Origin of the sequence: Clostridium sp., assembly GCF_047718555.1 — a bacterium.
Lineage (GTDB): Bacteria > Bacillota > Clostridia > Clostridiales > Clostridiaceae > Clostridium_I.
The window spans coordinates 19,907-37,232 of record NZ_JBDNRK010000041.1; the positions used below are offsets into that span (position 1 = coordinate 19,907).

The 17,326-nt window shown below is 31.1% G+C and carries 15 protein-coding genes and 1 pseudogene; 13 read left to right on the top strand and 3 right to left on the bottom strand.

The genetic code is table 11. The annotated features are described in order from the left end of the window. Positions 1-140: 140 nt before the first annotated feature. Positions 141-1,160 carry an aldo/keto reductase gene (locus ABF633_RS14840; protein WP_415524669.1) on the bottom strand — a complete coding sequence of 340 codons (1,020 nt, stop codon included), beginning with the start codon at positions 1,158-1,160 and terminating at the stop codon, positions 141-143. Positions 1,161-1,834: 674 nt separating this feature from the next. Here ABF633_RS14840 and ABF633_RS14845 point away from each other — a divergent pair. Both ABF633_RS14845 and ABF633_RS14850 read left to right on the top strand, forming a co-directional pair. Next, the gene (locus ABF633_RS14845; protein ID WP_415524670.1) at positions 1,835-3,352 is read left to right on the top strand and encodes an HD domain-containing phosphohydrolase; all 1,518 of its coding nucleotides are present in this window, start codon (positions 1,835-1,837) and stop codon (positions 3,350-3,352) included. A 293-nt stretch (positions 3,353-3,645) separates the two neighbouring features. Further along, positions 3,646-3,978, top strand: a pseudogene (locus ABF633_RS14850) (NAD(P)-dependent oxidoreductase); the annotation flags it as partial. Positions 3,979-4,084: 106 nt separating this feature from the next. Here ABF633_RS14850 and ABF633_RS14855 read toward each other — a convergent pair. After that, complete coding sequence (locus ABF633_RS14855) at positions 4,085-4,801, bottom strand: CAP domain-containing protein (RefSeq protein ID WP_415524671.1); 717 nt, start codon at positions 4,799-4,801, stop codon at positions 4,085-4,087. Positions 4,802-5,282: 481 nt separating this feature from the next. Here ABF633_RS14855 and ABF633_RS14860 point away from each other — a divergent pair, with 481 nt between their 5' ends. The 5 genes from ABF633_RS14860 (at position 5,283) to ABF633_RS14880 (ending at position 9,269) form a co-directional block, all read left to right on the top strand. Beyond that, entirely contained in the window at positions 5,283-6,104 is an 822-nt protein-coding gene (locus tag ABF633_RS14860) for a polysaccharide deacetylase family protein (protein ID WP_415524672.1), read from the top strand. A 355-nt stretch (positions 6,105-6,459) separates the two neighbouring features. Then, positions 6,460-7,137, top strand: coding sequence for a DedA family protein (locus ABF633_RS14865; protein WP_415524673.1), 678 nt, complete (start codon positions 6,460-6,462; stop codon positions 7,135-7,137). A 39-nt stretch (positions 7,138-7,176) separates the two neighbouring features. After that, positions 7,177-7,962 carry an undecaprenyl-diphosphatase UppP gene (gene uppP, locus ABF633_RS14870; RefSeq protein WP_415524674.1) on the top strand — a complete coding sequence of 262 codons (786 nt, stop codon included), beginning with the start codon at positions 7,177-7,179 and terminating at the stop codon, positions 7,960-7,962. Positions 7,963-8,257: 295 nt separating this feature from the next. Then, positions 8,258-8,803 (top strand): TetR/AcrR family transcriptional regulator, encoded by a 546-nt coding sequence (locus ABF633_RS14875; RefSeq protein WP_415524675.1) that lies wholly within the window; start codon positions 8,258-8,260, stop codon positions 8,801-8,803. 10 nt (positions 8,804-8,813) lie between these two features. Then, entirely contained in the window at positions 8,814-9,269 is a 456-nt protein-coding gene (locus ABF633_RS14880) for a pyridoxamine 5'-phosphate oxidase family protein (RefSeq protein WP_415524676.1), read from the top strand. 188 nt (positions 9,270-9,457) lie between these two features. Here ABF633_RS14880 and ABF633_RS14885 read toward each other — a convergent pair whose 3' ends face one another. Next, positions 9,458-9,982 (bottom strand): ferritin-like domain-containing protein, encoded by a 525-nt coding sequence (locus tag ABF633_RS14885; RefSeq protein ID WP_415524677.1) that lies wholly within the window; start codon positions 9,980-9,982, stop codon positions 9,458-9,460. Positions 9,983-10,625: 643 nt separating this feature from the next. On the opposite strand from ABF633_RS14885, the gene ABF633_RS14890 reads away from it, so the two are divergent. The 6 genes from ABF633_RS14890 to ABF633_RS14915 all read left to right on the top strand — a co-directional run bounded on the left by ABF633_RS14890 (position 10,626) and on the right by ABF633_RS14915 (position 17,146). After that, positions 10,626-12,176 (top strand): nitrogenase component 1, encoded by a 1,551-nt coding sequence (locus ABF633_RS14890; RefSeq protein WP_415524678.1) that lies wholly within the window; start codon positions 10,626-10,628, stop codon positions 12,174-12,176. 36 nt (positions 12,177-12,212) lie between these two features. Beyond that, positions 12,213-13,568: a nitrogenase component 1 gene (locus tag ABF633_RS14895; protein WP_415524679.1), complete on the top strand. Its 1,356-nt coding sequence runs from the start codon at positions 12,213-12,215 to the stop codon at positions 13,566-13,568. Positions 13,569-13,928: 360 nt separating this feature from the next. After that, positions 13,929-15,827: an anaerobic carbon-monoxide dehydrogenase catalytic subunit gene (gene cooS, locus ABF633_RS14900; RefSeq protein WP_415524680.1), complete on the top strand. Its 1,899-nt coding sequence runs from the start codon at positions 13,929-13,931 to the stop codon at positions 15,825-15,827. Between the two features lie 28 nt (positions 15,828-15,855). Continuing rightward, positions 15,856-16,629 (top strand): AAA family ATPase, encoded by a 774-nt coding sequence (locus ABF633_RS14905; RefSeq protein ID WP_415524681.1) that lies wholly within the window; start codon positions 15,856-15,858, stop codon positions 16,627-16,629. Positions 16,630-16,657: 28 nt separating this feature from the next. Then, on the top strand, positions 16,658-16,849 hold the full coding sequence (locus ABF633_RS14910; RefSeq protein WP_415524682.1) for a CooT family nickel-binding protein: 192 nt from the start codon (positions 16,658-16,660) through the stop codon (positions 16,847-16,849). A 24-nt stretch (positions 16,850-16,873) separates the two neighbouring features. Beyond that, entirely contained in the window at positions 16,874-17,146 is a 273-nt protein-coding gene (locus ABF633_RS14915) for a hypothetical protein (protein WP_415524683.1), read from the top strand. Positions 17,147-17,326: the final 180 nt, after the last annotated feature.

The following is a 17,326-nucleotide window of genomic DNA, read 5'->3' on the forward strand; positions in this document are numbered from 1 at the left end:
TTCTAGAATAATATTAAACTTTGTAAATTTTTACTTAAACTTGTTGAATTGGCAAAGGATAATTATGAGTTGATAACAGCGTGACATCCTTGTATAATTCCTGTAAATTTATTGGGAGTAGAACTCCCAATAAATAATGATTATTGATGTTTAGCATAAAATTCATTATAGTTTTTAAGTTCTCGTTTTAAAAGATTTGGTGTGTCTAGTTTGTACGGACAATGATTTTTACAGTGTCCACATTCTATACAATTATTTATTAGTTCCATCTTTTCTTTAAAATTATCTTCTAAGAAACCTTTGTATGGAGCTCTTCCTAAAAGCAGCGTTATTCTTGCAGAGGTAGGAATATCTATTCCAGCAGGGCATGGGAGACAATATCCGCAGCCTCGGCAGAAATCTCCAGCTAATTCAGAACGATCCTTATTAATAATGGACCACATGGCTTCGTCTAATGCTGGTGGATTTTTTTCAAGGGCAATAAATTCATCTAATTCAGATTCTCTTTGTATACCCCATATTGGAACAAGGTTATCAAATTGTCTTAAGAATGCAAATGTAGATGCGGCATTGGTTATGAGCCCGCCTGAAAGAGCCTTCATTGCAATGACTCCAATATCTTTTTGCTTACATTCGTCTATAAGCTTTAAATCATTGTCGGCAGATAGAGAACTTAAAGGAAACTGTATAGTATCGTATAACTCAGAATTTGCAGCTTCTATAGCATTCTTTATTTTATGATTTGTAATTCCTATAAAACGAATCAAGCCTTGCTTTTTAGCTTCTAAGAGGCCGGCATAGAGACCTTCTGGATCTTCAGGGTTAGGCAGTTCACCAGGGTTATGTAGTTGAAGAATATCTACGTAATCTGTCTTTAAATTTTTTAAGCTTGTCTGAAGATGCTCTAGTAAAGTTTTCTTATCCTTTGCATGACTTTTAGTAGCTATTATAATATCTTTTCGCACATCTGCAAGGGAATAACCTATTTTTTCTTCACTATCAGAATACATTCTTGCAGTATCAAAAAAATTTATTCCATTGTCATAAGCTTTACGTAAAATCTTTTTAGCCTCTTCAAAGGAAACCCTTTGTATAGGTAAGGCACCAAAACCACTTCTTGTTACCATTAAATTTGTTCTTCCTAATCTTATTTTATCCATAATAACACCTCCGTGTATTTTTATATAAAGAATCTTAAAATAATACATTGACAAATATGTAAATTTATAGCTGTGGTATCCATTCTGTCAATATAAAATTATCAACTATCAATAATTATACAATAATATAGCTAATTAATACCATAAATTTTAGACAAAAGTAAATAATAATTAACTGTTTGAACAACCAAGTACATATACAATATAAAAGCTTTATTAAGTTATGAAGCGTTTTTATTATGAGTAGATTAAAAAATTTATTAGCTTTCTATTGAAATTTTAATGAAGAAAAAGATGAATATTTAAAGGATTTTAATAAAAAAAGTCGAAATAATTAAACTATGTAGCTTTAAAAAATCATAATTTAGCGAAATTTTGTTAAATATAGTAATTAGCGGAGTGGTGATATGTTTCTATCAATAATAAAAAAAATTTACTCAATGCTAAAAATTAATGAAAGAAATAGATTTAAATATGAATGTATTAAAATATGTTTTATATATTTAGTGATTGGTTTTCTTTGGATTTACTTTTCAGATAGGATTGCAAATAAACTTGTGACCAATGAGGGTATTCTATTAATTATAAATACATATAAAGGTTGGCTATATGTTGTTGTAACTTCAACTATTCTCTATTTATTAATAAGTAGTCTTCTAAAAAAAGTTTACTTAATGGAAAAGAAACTCAATGAAAGTTATGAAGAGCTATCAGAAGCTAATGTAGAACTTGCTGCATATGTGGAACAATTGACCGCTTCTGAAGAGGAACTAAGAATTCAATATGATCGAATTATTGAAAGTGAAAAGAAGTTAAGCAAAAGTGAAGAAAAAAGTAGAAATATTATTAAAGCTATGCCTGATTTATTATTTATTCTTAATCATGAGGGTCGTTTCTTAGATTGTGAGGCAAATGACGAAAATATTTTGATAATGCCAAAGAAAGTTTTTATTGGGAAAACTATTTGGGAAGTTATGCCTAAAGAGATAGCTGAAATGGCTTACGAAAGAATGGAATTGCTGCTTAAAGGCGGGGGACTGCAAAGTTTTGAATATAAATTGAAAATTAAAGATAGGGAACGTTATTATGAACTTAGAATGGTTCAAAATAGTAAAGAAGAAGTGCTGGCTATATCAAGGGATATTAGTGAACAAAAGCAAATGGAGCAGAAGCTAGAATATTTAAGTTATCATGACCAACTAACAGGTTTATATAACAGAAGGTTTTTTAAAGAGGAGCTAAAGCGATTAGATATGGAAGGAAATCTTCCTTTGAGCATTGTTATGGGAGATGTAAATGGATTAAAACTTATCAATGATTCCTTTGGTCATATCATAGGAGATGAATTACTTAAAAAAGTAGCAGAAGTTATCAGAAAAGGATGTAGAGCAGATGATATTATTGCTAGATTGGGAGGAGATGAATTTGTAATTCTTTTACCCAAAACAGACACTTATGAAACGGAACAAATTGTTAAGAGAATTAAAGCTATAGCCTTAAAACAAAAAGTAAATTCTGTTAATGTATCTATTTCCTTCGGTTATGAAGCTAAGAAGAATAAAGAGGAGAAAGTTCAGGATGTTTTAAAAAAGGCTGAAGATCATATGTATAAGAAAAAACTCTTTGAAAGTCCAAGTATGAGAGGAAAAACTATAAGCGCTATCATTCGTACACTTCATGAAAAAAATAAAAGAGAAGAACAGCATTCCTTTAGAACTTCGGAATTATGTAAAGATATGGGGAAAGCCATTTGCTTACCTGAAACGGAAATTGAGGACCTTAGGACTGCTGGCTTACTTCATGATATAGGAAAAATAGCTATAGAAGAAAATATACTTAATAAGCAGGAGAGGTTAACAGATGAAGAATTTGAAGAAATAAAGAGACATCCAGAAATAGGTTATAGAATACTTAGTACAGTGAATGATATGTTGGAAATATCGGAATATGTATTAGCTCATCATGAAAGATGGAATGGAACAGGATATCCAAAAGGACTGGAGAGGGAAAAAATACCACTTCAATCAAGAATTATAAGTATAGCTGACTCCTATGATGCTATGACCAGTGAAAGAAGCTATCGTAGTCCTTTAGCAGAAGAGGTTGCCATACAGGAACTGCAAACAAATTCAGGTACCCAGTTTGATCCAGAACTAGTAAAGGTGTTTATTGAAAAGGTATTAAAGAAATAGCTGAATTAATCGGAAAGCATTTAATTTTTGGGGATTAAATATTTTTGCCATATAAGATATTATTATTGTAATTATGAATGTTATAGAAAATTGAAAAAATAAGTATTATAATATAATTAAATAATTTGGGATAATATGTATATGATAAAGATACTAAATATAACTTATATCTTATTAAGAGGGTGATTGCAGATGCATAAACTTGTCATTTTGAGAAACACTTCTCAAAAATATTTAAATAAGCTAGAATTACTTGCACCAGATTGGAAAATAATTAGTGGGAGGAGACCTATAGACTACTCGGATTAGAGCAGTTTAGAAAAATGAAGAGTACTGCCTTCTATATTAATGTTGGTAGAGGAGAAACAACTGACCAGGAGTCATTAATTAAAGCCTTGGAAGAAAATTTAATTGCTGGAGCTGGCTTAGATGTATTTGATGAGGAGCCACTTACTAAAGAAAGTCCTTTATGGAATTTTGAAAATGTAATAATCACTCCTCATATTTCTGGAGTAACAGATAATTATGAGGATAGGGCCATGGATATATTTATAAAGAATTTTCAATGCTATTTAAAGGGAGAAGAGCTTAAAATTAATGTGGTTGATTTAGATAAGCAATATTAAAAATTGTTACTATAAGTAAATGGAATTTTAAAAAGCTGAGAATGAATCATATATTCTCAGCTTTTTAAACATTAATATAACTTACATATTTATTTTTTAGATATGATTATTTACCAGGATTTATAAACATCTGAACCCAATAAGGAGTTCCATTTTTATCCTTAGCAACACCAACTCCAATTTCTGTAAAGTTAGAATTTAATATATTCGCTCTATGTCCTGGAGAATTCATCCATGAATTCATTACGTCAGCAGGCGTTTTTTGCCCATAGGCGATATTTTCACCAGCCGCTGTATAATTGATTCCAAATTTTTTCATCATATCAAAGGGTGAACCATAAGTAGGTGAAGTATGACTAAAGTAATTTTTATCAATCATATCTTGAGCTTTAGTTGCGGCCACTTTAGACAATTCAGCATTAGCTTTAAGTGGAGCTAGTCCATTTTTACTTCTTTCCACATTAACTAGTCTGATTACTTCATTTGCTTCTGCACTTATGATAGATGATTGTCCACTATTTTGTGTTGGTTGTGTAGTTGCAGGATTTGAGTTTGTAGTAGTTGTAGGATTATTAGTAGTGTTTGTTGATGGTTTAGTAGTTGTTGTAGTGTTGTCACTATTTGTAGTTGCCTTTGTTGAAGTAGCAACTGTCCAATTTTTAAATTGAGGATATTTATTTAAAATGTCTTTTAAAGAAATTTGTTGTTGAGCTGTTGAGTTAGTACAGGTTATCTCTGCTGCTTTTGCAATAGTAGGCATAATAGTTGTTACAGTTCCTGATATAACAAGTGTGGCAATTATCGATTTAATTGTCTTATTCATAAGAATAAACCTCCTAAAAATTTGATTTGTTAAAAGTTATATTAAAGCAAAAAATATTTAATATAATTTAACACAAGTTTTCTTGTCCTTTTAGAAAACTTATTTTAGAGTATAGATAACAGATATGAATATAATGATTCTATTTTGTGAACTGAATAAAAACATTTATAAAAATCATCAGTATATTGTGGTAATATAGTATTAAATTTACTTACGGATATAAATAAAGCTGTATATATTATAAAAATCATTAAAAATATGCTAATTATGAAATTTATACAATATTAATTTAGCCATAGGAAAATAAATAGTAAGTGAAATATCAGGACTATACTGACTGCCTATTTTTTGAAAATGCATAAAACAGTTTAAGTAATAAAAATATTATATGAAAGAAGTTGATTAAAGGAAAAATATTTAAGCATTTGAAGCACAGTTAAGTCAAAATGAAATTGTTGGTAAAATAAAAATGAGGTGTATTTTGAAAGATAAAAATTTTAGTTCTATTTTAAAGATTGCAATTATAATTATAATTTTTTCAGTCTGCATTGGGTTTGTTGAAATGATTTTTTTAACCAGTCAAAATAAACATACCAATACTGGTGTTGATACAAGTGTAGCTAAAGCATCTGAAATGAAAATTCCTGTAAGAAATTTAGTAACTAATTCTAATATCAGTAAGGGATTACTGGAAGAAAATTTGCAGGATGTAGATAAGATTCCATCAAGTAAAAAAACAGCATATTTGACCTTTGATGATGGACCATCTGCCGATACTACCCCGCAAATAATTGGTATTTTGAATAAATATAATATAAAAGCAACATTCTTTGTTATTGGACAAGCTGCGGCCATTCATCCTGAGATACTAAAGCTTGAAGTAAATGAAGGGTTCATAGTAGCTAATCATACCTATTCCCATAATATTGATTATCTTTACTCAGATCCTAAAAATTTAATTGCAGATTTTGAGAAAAATGAAATTTTATTAAAATCCATATTGCCGGGATATAATTCAAAACTGATTAGATTCCCGGGAGGATCCAGACAGAGAGACAAGCGATTTATTACAGCAGTGAAGAGTAAAGGTTATAAAATAGTTGATTGGAATTGTCTTAGTATGGATGCAGAGAATCCTAAATACACCGTAGATGATTTGATAAACAATGTAAAAAATACTTCGAAGGGTAAAAATAATTTAATTGTATTAATGCATGATTCAGCAGGAAGACAGAAAACAATAGAAGCACTTCCTAAAATAATAGAATACTTAAAGGCTGAAGGATATGCTTTTGAAATTTAAAAGTAATATAGATAAAGTGAGTATGTGAAAATAAAACATACTCACTTTTTTTAGATTATAAAATAAATTAATTTTCAACTTAATACAAGTGTTTTTTAATCTGATTTTAATATTTATCATAAATAATATAAGCATTGCAAAGCTAAATTTTCATATAATTTATCCGATGACTACCATCCGTAATACTCCCAACTTCTATCAAAGTGGGAGATAACGGCTGCTACGTCCCTGGATAACGATTTCTAAGTTTCAGCTGGAGAAAAAAACTCCATCTGAAACAAAGAACTCTGTTTATCAGAATTACATGAAAAATAAATGCATAATTAAATGATTTTAAATAATGAAAGGAGAAAAAATGAGTACTTTAATGAATTTTATTAATGGTATTTTACATCTTGATAAGTCTTTAAGTGTAATAATACAAAACTATGGAATGTGGACATATTTACTTATATTCTTTATTATTTTCTGTGAGACTGGATTAGTGGTTACTCCGTTTTTACCAGGAGATTCAATACTATTTGCAACAGGGGCATTAGCTTCTATTGGCTCACTTAACATTTTTATTTTGTTTCTGATATTCTTTGCAGCAGCAGTAGTGGGTGACACTGTAAATTATAGCATTGGGAAAAAGATAGGAACTGGAATATTAGAAAAGAAAGACTTGAAATATATAAATAAAGAATATCTTGAAAAGGCACATAAGTTTTATGAAAAGCATGGTTCAATGACTATAGTTATAGGAAGATTTATTCCTATAATAAGAACCTTTGTACCTTTTGTAGCTGGTGTTGGAGAAATGCGTTATTTACATTTTATAATTTATAATGTATTAGGCGGATTTTTATGGGTAATGTTATTTTTAGTTGGAGGATTTTTCTTTGGAAATTTACCTGTCATAAAACAAAATTTCTCTTTTGTATTAATTGCAATTATAATAATCTCACTAATTCCGGCGCTTATTGCATTTATTAAAGGAAAGAGATCAGGAGATAGCAATGAGGATGATGCTTTTAATGCAGAAATACGATAAGAAGTTTAATTTTAAGATTTACATGAGAGGAGATTTGTAATGAGTATTTTTCAAGCAATTGTTTATGGGGTAGTACAGGGAATTGGGGAATTTTTGCCAATATCAAGTACAGCTCACTTAATATTAGTCCCATGGTTTTTTGGATGGGGAGACCCTGGGGTAGCTTTCGATGTTGCATTACACCTAGGTACTGCTTTAGCAGTTATCTTATTTTTCTGGAAGGACTGGATATCTTTAATAAGTTCAGGATTTACAAAGCCAAAATCAGAAAATGGAAAGTTATTTTGGCTAATTATAGCAGCTACGATTCCTGGAGGCATATTTGGAGTTTTACTTGATAATTACATGCAGAATTTTAGAAATCCTGCACTTATTGGTATTATGCTTATTATAATGGGTATAGTATTATACTATGCTGATAAAATTGGTAGTAAAGAAATTGAAATGGAGAAGATTGGTTTAAAAAGAAGTCTTGTTGTTGGATTCTCACAAGTATTAGCAGTTGTTCCAGGTGTATCACGTTCAGGTATTACTATGTCTGCTGGTCGTTTTATGGGAATAGAAAGAGAGAGTATTGCAAAGTTTACTTTCTTACTTTCTTCTCCTATAATATTAGGAGATGCCTTATATCATCTAAAGAAAATGGGAAATATACCTATAGATAAAGGTTCATTTATTGTAGCAGTTTTAACATCTGCTATAGTGGGTGCATTAGCCATCAAGTTTTTATTAGATTATTTGAAAAATAAGGGTTTTGCAATATTTTCAATATATAGATTTATCTTAGGAGCTATTGTTATAGCAGTTTATTTTATAAAACATTAATATGTTTTATTAGCCTAAAAATAATATTAAAGCAACTGTATGTAATTAAAACATTAATCCAGTGTTGATTAGTTAAATTACTATAGTTGCTTTTACGTATATTTTGGATCATATAGTGTAACAGGTTCTGAGGATAGTTATACTAATCTTTAGAAAAAATAAAAGTAAATTCTTTGAAGAAAGAGTTAAATATGTGAACATAAGCATTAGTAAGCTAGTAGAGATATAGCTTGACAATCTTACAAAAATGGTATAATTTTTATAGACGACTGGTCGTATATATAGAGGTGATACATTGGAAAAAAGAAGTGAAATTATTCAGGTTGCAGCTGATTTGTTTCATAAAAATGGATATAATAATGTGGGAATACAACAAATTCTAAATGTTTGTGGCATTCCAAAAGGCAGTTTCTATTATTATTTTTCAAGCAAGGAAAAGTTATTTTCTGAAGTAACAAACTTTTTTATAAATCAAATGTTTGAGATACTAGATCAATTTCCCAAGACTATTGAAGGCTTAAGGGGATTCTTTGATTTGTACTTTAGCAGATTTAAGCAGATGGGATTTGAAAGAGGATGTCCCCTTGGGAATTGTGCTATAGAATTGTCTGATAGCAGTAAAATGGTAAGGGAAGATTTAATGAATTGGACAACTGAGTTTACCAGAAGAGTTAGTGAAATTTTGAAAAATGAAGGTATTAATAATTCTGAAGCTGTGGGACTTTCTTCATTTATTTTATCAAGTTTTGAAGGTGTACTATTGAAGGGGAAAATTGATAAAAATGAGCAAGCATTGCAGGAGTTCAATTATTTTATTTTTGAAAAGTTGTTAAAATTTTAGGAGGATGGTTATGAATGCGCAGGAAAAAATAAGGGATATTTTAGACTCATATGTATTAATGAATTTATCTACAGTGACAGATGATGGTTTACCGAAAGCAAGATCAGTTGATTTTGCAAGAGATTTGGAAGATGAATCCAAACTATATTTTATGACATTTAAAAATAGTGCAAAAGTTCATGAAATGAAGAAAAATAATAATGTATTTGTAGTAATAGATAAAGATGCTAATTCAATGGAAGAATTGAGCCAAATTCGATATCTTAGAGCTTCTGGTAAGGCATATCAAGTTGAATCATCTGAAGAAATGCAAAAGGGTATGGGGTTGATAATGCAAAAATATCCATACTTAGCAAACTTGCCTGGTGATCCTAGCATGATGTCATTATTTCGCCTTGAACTAAATGAAGTAACTGTAGTTGATAATAATGTTAGTTTTAATCATATAGAAAAATGTGAATATTAATCATTAATTAAATATATGATATCAATTTCAACTTTAAAATATTTTCATTTGAAGATGATATTTTAATATGTATTTAGAATATAATGATAAATGAAATTTCCAGTAATAATATAGATATTATCTAATTTAAAAAGATAAAATAAGTAGCACTACTGATAATTGTATGCTACTTATTTTTTATATATAATTTATTTTCCACCTTTTTCAGCACATCGTCCTAATGTGAATAAGAAATTATATAGGTTTGCGTGCCTAATCTCATCAGTTATAATTTCAGTAAGCATATTTATGTGAACTCTGTTTTGGAGAGCGAAAAGGATTCGTCTATATCTTTGAACAGCGCCTAATTCTCCTTGCAGTGCTCTTTTGATCCCATCACAGTATGATGGTGGCTTTTCAAAGGACATATCCTGAGTAGGGGGTAATATTTTCCCTGTTAGCTCTGTATAAATCTTTCTAAACATTTTATTATGCTTTATTTCGTCATTTCTAATACCCGTAATTATATTTTTAGCTTCCTCAGTAGGGGCAGCATTTATTAAATAATCATAAAAGAGCTCATCTTCTCTTTCACCAGCTACTGCACCTTCAATAAGCCTTAATGCTCCCGGGAAATTTCCAGGATAAGTATAAGGGTCAGGCTGCATAGTATTTTCATTTCGATACATATGAGAATAAAGTGGATCGAAAACAAAAGGACAATAATATTTCATTAATAAGCCTCCAGGATTAATTAATTACAATATATTTTATGAAGCAGTGTTTAAAACTGTGAGCATTTCTTTGCTGGTGAAATATGGAATTAAGAAGCTTAGAGACATTTTTCAAAAAGGGAGCTAATTAAATGAAAATATTTAATATATATAAAATAAAAAATAGAAAAAACTAAACAAAAATAGTATTGACAAAAAATCTTAGGTAGAATATAATTATCTCAACAGTAAAACATATTAAAGTTATATGTTTTATATGTTTTACTGATAAAATTAGGCTTATTGTAATAGGAACAATATACCGGATATAATAATAAATTGTTTAAAGCTGACTAGAAAACTAGAGGTTTTAAATTTAATTAATATACATTTGTAATAAATTAAAATCATATCAAAATAGCTATTTTGTATACAATTATTGTTAGCTATTATTCATTGAGTATATAATTTTAATTACAATTTGTATAAATTAAATTTAAAACCTTTTTTGTATAAATAATACGATTTAGAGTGGTCAGTAAAATTAGAATAATAGGTGATTCAATAAAAAGAAGTTTTAGGCATTTTAAAATAAATTAGGCGAGTATACTTACTAGTTATTTTTTACTGTAGCCTATGTATAATATGAATAGGAGATGACAAAATGGCAAAGTTAAAGAAAATAAATCTTGATTTTGTAGATGTTGAAAATCGTGAGAAACGTTTAGGTACAATTACCGCTTGGGATGGTTCTGCATCAGATTTGGTAAAAGAATCAAATTATCAGATTAGAGCACTTAAAAAAGGTAAAGGTTGTGCTGGCGAAAAGGGCAAGGGATGCAAGCTTTGTGAATTAAAAATGCCTTTTAATCAGCAGACTATGTGCAGTCAGTCTATAGTGGGTTGCCAGGTTGGAAATATACCTGATGCAATTTTAATAGAGCACTCATCTATAGGATGCTCTGCAATTCATCCTAGATTTAATTTAGGCTATAAAGTGGGATTAATACGCAGAGGAAAAAAGGTTGAAAATATACAAATATTAAGTACAAATCTTTTGGAAAAAGATATGGTATTTGGTGCCACACAAAAATTAAAGCAATCTATACAGGATGCTTGGGTTCGATTTAATCCCAAAGCAATTTTTATTTCAGCAGCCTGTGCTACGGCAATTATTGGTGAAGATATAGCAAGTGTAGCCAAAGAGGCTGAAAGAGAGCTTGGAATTCCAGTTATTCCCCTATCCTGTGAAGGCTTTAGATCAAAACATTGGAGCACAGGATTTGATATCTCTCAACATGGGATTTTAAGGCAAATAGTGAATAAACATCCTAAGAAGCAAGAAGATTTAATAAATATTATAGCTTTATGGGGTACTGATTATTTTAGTGAAATGCTTAACCCAATAGGACTAAGAGTAAATTACGTGATAGACATGGCAACTGTTGACGAATTAGCCCAATGTTCAGAAGCAGCAGCTACAGCTACTTTTTGTTTTACATTAGGATCTTATATGGCAGCCGCATTAGAACAAGAATATGGTGTTCCTGAAATTAAAGCACCACAGCCTTATGGTTTTAAGGGAACAGATACTTGGCTTAGAGAAATAGGAAAAATTGTCCATAGAGAAGATCAGGTAGAAGAATTTATTAAAAGTGAACATGAAAGGGTTAAACCTAAAATAGAAGAGTTGAAGAAAAAGCTTAAAGGTGTAAAAGGATTTGTTGCAACAGGTTCAGCCTATGCTCATGGAATAATTGCAGTTTTAAAAGAGCTTGGAATTGAAGTGGATGGTTCTATAGTATTTCATCATGATCCAGTTTATGATGGAGGAAATGAAGATCAAGACAGCTTGAAATTTTTGGTGGAGAATTATGGAGACGTAGAGCATTTTACAGTAAGTAAGACACAACAATTTCAGTTTTATGGAATACTGAGGAGAGTTAACCCTGATTTTATAATTATCAGACACAATGGATTGGCTCCATTGGCTGCTAAGGTTGGTATTCCAGCATTCCCATTAGGAGATGAACATCTTCCTTTCGGATATGAGGGAATAATCAGAATGGGAGAGGCATTATTAGAGGTACTTGCTCATAAAAAATTTGGCGAAAATTTAAAGAGACATGTTAAGCTGCCTTATACAAAATGGTGGCTAGATCAAGAAGATCCATTTGTTCTTGCTAAACATCCTGAAATTTTAGATGAAGAATAATAAATAATAAATTTTGTTGTAAAAAAGGAGATATTTATGTTAGGTAAATTAAATTCTAATGAACAGACTAATTCAATAGTTCATCCACGTTATGCCTGTGCCATAGGTGCGGCATATACTGTAGCAGCAATTCATAAGGGGATTCCTTTAGTACACTGTGGTCCTGGTTGCGTTGATAAACAATATTTCATGCTTTCTTATAATAATGGTTATCAAGGAGGGGGATACAGCGGGGCATCTGTTATACCAAGTGTAAATGCTGGGGAAAATGAAGTTGTATTTGGTGGAGCTAAAAAGCTGGATGACCTTATAAAATCATCTTTTAAAATAATGGATGGAGACTTATTTGTTGTATTGAGTGGATGTATCGGAGAACTTGTTGGGGATGATGTAGGTTCTATTGTTAAAAAATATCAGAAAAAAGGTTATCCTATCGTATTTGCAGAAACTGGCGGATTTAAGGGAAATAATTTAATTGGTCATGAAATAGTTACTGAAGCTATAATAGATCAGTTTGTAGGGGACTATGAAGGAGAAAAGGAAAAAGGATTGATAAATCTTTGGACTGAAGTACCTTATTTTAATACTTATTGGCGTGGAGATTTTATTGAAATAAAGAGAGTTCTTGAAGGAGCTGGATTTAAAGTAAATGTTTTATTTGGGTCAGAAAGCAAGGGCGTAGAAGAATGGAAAAACATTCCCAAAGCTCAATTTAATTTAGTTTTATCTCCTTGGGTTGGAATTAAAACAGCTACACATTTGGAGGAAAAATATAATCAACCATATCTTCATGTTCCTATTATTCCAATTGGTGCAGAAGAGACAACTGAATTTATACGTAAGGTTGTAAAGTTTGCAGGAATAAATAAGGAAAGATCTGAAGAATTCATTAAAAAAGAAGAAGATAGATATTATTATTTTCTTGATCATTTTTCTGATTTCTTCTCTGAATTTTGGTTTGGACTGCCTTCCAAGTATGCAGTTGTAGGTGACAGTGCATATAATATAGCCTTAAATAAATTTTTGGTAAATCAGCTTGGATTAATTCCAGTAAAGCAAATTATAACAGATAATCCACCGGAAAAGTACAGACAAGCTATTCAGGAGGAATATAAAAATTTGGCGAAGGATGTGTCTACTGAGGTCGAATTTATTGAGGATGGATATATTATCGAGAAAAAATTAAGAGAATCAGATTTTGGAAGCAGTACGCCAATAATATTTGCTTCAGCTTGGGAGAGAGATGTAGTAAAAGAATTAAAGGGGTTAATAGTTGAAGCTAGCTGTCCAGCTACTTTTGAAGTAGTAGTTAATAAAAGCTACATTGGCTATACAGGAGCTCTTGCTTTGCTGGAAAAAATATATACCACTTCAATAAGTAATGGTGTATAGATTATTATTTACTGCAAAAGTAAAATATATGTTAATAGATAAAGTTAAGATTACCTATGAAATGTAGGTAGTCTTTTTTGTATACTACATATGAATTGTTACTTACTTTTAGGTAATTAATATAGGTTACATAAAAGTAAGTACTTGTGAGACTAGGGATATGGTAATATACTAAACCTAATTATTAATGCAATGATAATTCAAGTTACAACTTATCAATAATAAAAAGTTGTATTTATAAATTGCCTATGATACCATTAAAATATTAACGATTTAATAGGTATGCTAAAATAAATTAATAATTTGATAATTATACATAATTTTCAAATAACCAAAGAAAAAATAAGAGGTGATTAACACATGTCAGAAGAAAAAAAGCATTCAATTGATCCAAGTACTTTAACTATGATAAAGAAAGCGAAGGATGATTCAATTGAAACTGTCTGGGATAGAAAAGCTATTTTGAAGACTTCCTGTGGTTTTGGAACAGCTGGAGTCTGTTGTAGAAATTGTGGATTAGGTCCCTGTAGAGTAAGCCCGGTACCCGGTAAAGGTGTGCAAAAAGGAGTATGTGGTGCTACTGCAGATGTTATAGTTTCAAGGAACTTTGCAAGAATGATAGCTGCAGGTACAGCATCCCACTCAGATCATGGAAGAAGTATAGCACTTGATCTATATAATTCAAGTGCAGATGGTGATATTAAAGTTAAAGACAAAGCTAAGCTGATAAAAGTAGCAGGGAGATTTGGAATAGAGACTGAAGATAGAGACATATACGATATAGCTCATGATGTTGCAAAAGCAGGCCTAGAGGATTATGGCAGAGCCTTTGGAGAAGTAAACTTACCACCTACTGTCCCTGAAAAAAGAAAGCAAGTCTGGAAAGAACTAAATATGATACCAAGATCCATAGATAGAGAAGTTGTATCTGTCATGCATTCAACTCACATAGGATGTATGGCTGATGCTGAGAGTATGATAAAAATGGCAATGAAATGTTCCTTAGGTGATGGTTGGTTAGGTTCATATATGGCTACTGAGTTTAGTGATATAATGTTTGGAACTCCACAGGAAAGATTTACTCAGGCTAATTTGGGAGTTTTAGAAGATAATGAAATAAATATAGTACTTCATGGACATGAACCAACACTTTCAGAGATGATTATACAAGCCTCTGAATTACCGGAAATGATAGAACTTGCCCAATCTGTAGGAGCAGATGGAATTAATTTATGTGGTATGTGCTGCACAGCTAATGAAGCTGCTATGAGGCATGGCGTTAAATTAGCAGGTAACTTTATGCAGCAGGAATTGGCTGTAATAACTGGAGCCGTAGAAGCTGTAATAGTTGATGTGCAGTGCATATTGCCATCTCTAGCTGAACTTTCAAAAAAATATCACACTAAGTTTATAACAACCTCACCAAAGGCCCGTATTAAGGGAGCCACTCACATAGAAATGGATGAAGAAAATAAATTAGAGACAGCTAAAAATATATTAAGAGAAGCTATATTAAACTTCAAAAATAGAGATAAAAATAAGGTTATGATACCAGAGTTTAAATCTGAAGCAGAAGTTGGTTATAGTGTTGAAGAGATAATAAATAAGTTAGACAAGCTTGTGGATACAAAAGCAACTGAAAAACACACAGTTAAACCTTTAGTAGATGTTATAGTATCAGGAATCTTAAAAGGTGCTGTTGCCATAGTGGGCTGCAATAACGTAAATACTGTTCAGGATGAAGGCCACATAGAAATAATTAAAGGATTAATAGAGAAGGATATTATAGTTGTAGTTACAGGATGTTCAGCTCAAGCTGCTGCAAAATATGGATTACTTAAAAAAGATGCAGCTGAAAAGTATGCTGGTCCAGGACTTCAAAAGGTATGTGAATTATTGGATATTCCACCAGTACTTCATATGGGCTCTTGTGTTGATATAAGTCGTATATTAGAGCTTATTGGAACTATAGCAAATTATTTAAATTTGGATATAAGCGATTTACCAGTTGCAGGTGCAGCTCCTGAATGGATGGCTGAAAAAGCCTTAGCCATTGGAACTTATGTAGTATCCTCTGGTATAGATACATGGCTTGGAATAGTTCCACCGGTTACGGGAAGCCCAGAGGTAGTTGATATACTAACTAATAAAATAGAAAGTTGGGTTGGTGCAAAGTTTTTTGTAGAACCAGATCCACATAAAACCGTTGAGCAAATAGTCAATAGACTTAATGAGAAACGCACCAAAATAGGTATATAATATTAGATTTTTAACAGGAGGGCTAAAAATGAAGATGGCCATTACAGGAAAAGGTGGAGTAGGGAAAACTACTTTTGCAGCAATAATAAGCAGGCTATATGCAGAAGAAGGCTATAAAGTTTTAGCTGTAGATGCAGATCCAGATGAAAATTTAGCCTTGGCGCTTGGATTTCCTCAAAATTTAATTGATGAGATTGTGCCTATATCAGAAATGAAAAATTTAGTTGCTGAAAGAACCAGATCTACTCCAGGTACCTTTGGAAAGATGTTTAAAATTAATCCCAGAGTAGATGACATACCAGAACGGTATTGCAAAGAGTATAATGGAGTAAAAGTTCTTACAATGGGTACAGTAGATACTGGGGGATCTGGATGCATATGTCCTGAAAATGTTCTTCTCAAGAGATTGACTTCCCATCTCATTTTGCAGAATAGAGATATTGTAATTATGGATATGGAAGCTGGAATAGAACATCTTGGAAGGGGAACAGCTGAGAGCGTAGATGCATTTATCGTAGTAGTGGAACCGGGAATAAGAAGCATTCAAACCTACAAATACGTTAAGAAGCTTGCCAAGGATATTGGTATAGAAAAAGTTTTTGTAGTAGCAAATAAAATCAAAAATGAAGATGATGAAGATTATATAATGAAAAATATAGATAAAGAAGTTTATCTTGGTTCAATGCATTATTCAGAAGATGTGGGAAACTCTGATAGGGTTAATAAATCTCCCTATGAGTGTAAAAATACCTTAGAAGAGATAAAGGTAATAAAAAATAAATTGGCTAATATGGTATTTTAAAATAAAATGATAAAAGGAGATAATAAAAATGTGTGAATCTACAGCCTATTTAGTAACTCCTGAAGGTGAGCATAAGTTGATGGATTATGTAGTTAATATATTTCCAGAAGCTGACGGCAAACTGTGCTTATACGATTTATTGGGAGAAAAAAAGGTGATTGAAGGCCTATTAAAGGAAATAAGGCTTTTAGATCATAAAATTATTATAGAACAGAAATAAATTTTTAATTGAGAGGACAAGCTTATGGATAATAACGTCAATACACACAATCATACTCATAATCACCATTGTGATCATGATAATACTGATAACAATTTAAATAAAGATGAAAAAACTCTAAAAATTTTACTTGATCATTGGGTTGAACATAACAAATCCCATGAAGATAGTTTTAATGAATGGGTAGAAAAGTGTAAGCTTATGCATAAAGAAGAAACTGCTCAATATATAGTTGAAGCCATTGAATTTATGGAGAAAGCTAATGAAAAGCTCGAGGAAGCTAAAAGATATATATAATTATATTTTATTTAATGAGTCAGATGAGATTTTGAAAGAAACCTATAGAGACTTATCAATGAATCTTACTCAGTGGGAGTTTGTATTCCCACTGAGTTTAGATGAATTATCCAGGGACGTGCCGGTGTTATCTCCACCTTTAGAAGGTGGAGTGTTACAGCGGCTAGTCATCGGATAAAA

Excerpts from the sequence above, each read along its gene's own strand:
- ABF633_RS14840 (WP_415524669.1), bottom strand. The coding sequence starts at position 1,160 with ATGGATAAAATAAGATTAGGAAGAACAAATTTAATGGTAACAAGAAGT.
- ABF633_RS14845 (WP_415524670.1), top strand. The coding sequence starts at position 1,835 with ATGGAAAAGAAACTCAATGAAAGTTATGAAGAGCTATCAGAAGCTAAT.
- ABF633_RS14855 (WP_415524671.1), bottom strand. The coding sequence starts at position 4,801 with ATGAATAAGACAATTAAATCGATAATTGCCACACTTGTTATATCAGGA.
- ABF633_RS14865 (WP_415524673.1), top strand. The coding sequence starts at position 6,460 with ATGAGTACTTTAATGAATTTTATTAATGGTATTTTACATCTTGATAAG.
- uppP (WP_415524674.1), top strand. The coding sequence starts at position 7,177 with ATGAGTATTTTTCAAGCAATTGTTTATGGGGTAGTACAGGGAATTGGG.
- ABF633_RS14880 (WP_415524676.1), top strand. The coding sequence starts at position 8,814 with ATGAATGCGCAGGAAAAAATAAGGGATATTTTAGACTCATATGTATTA.
- ABF633_RS14885 (WP_415524677.1), bottom strand. The coding sequence starts at position 9,982 with ATGAAATATTATTGTCCTTTTGTTTTCGATCCACTTTATTCTCATATG.
- ABF633_RS14890 (WP_415524678.1), top strand. The coding sequence starts at position 10,626 with ATGGCAAAGTTAAAGAAAATAAATCTTGATTTTGTAGATGTTGAAAAT.
- ABF633_RS14895 (WP_415524679.1), top strand. The coding sequence starts at position 12,213 with ATGTTAGGTAAATTAAATTCTAATGAACAGACTAATTCAATAGTTCAT.
- cooS (WP_415524680.1), top strand. The coding sequence starts at position 13,929 with ATGTCAGAAGAAAAAAAGCATTCAATTGATCCAAGTACTTTAACTATG.
- ABF633_RS14905 (WP_415524681.1), top strand. The coding sequence starts at position 15,856 with ATGAAGATGGCCATTACAGGAAAAGGTGGAGTAGGGAAAACTACTTTT.
- ABF633_RS14910 (WP_415524682.1), top strand. The coding sequence starts at position 16,658 with ATGTGTGAATCTACAGCCTATTTAGTAACTCCTGAAGGTGAGCATAAG.
- ABF633_RS14915 (WP_415524683.1), top strand. The coding sequence starts at position 16,874 with ATGGATAATAACGTCAATACACACAATCATACTCATAATCACCATTGT.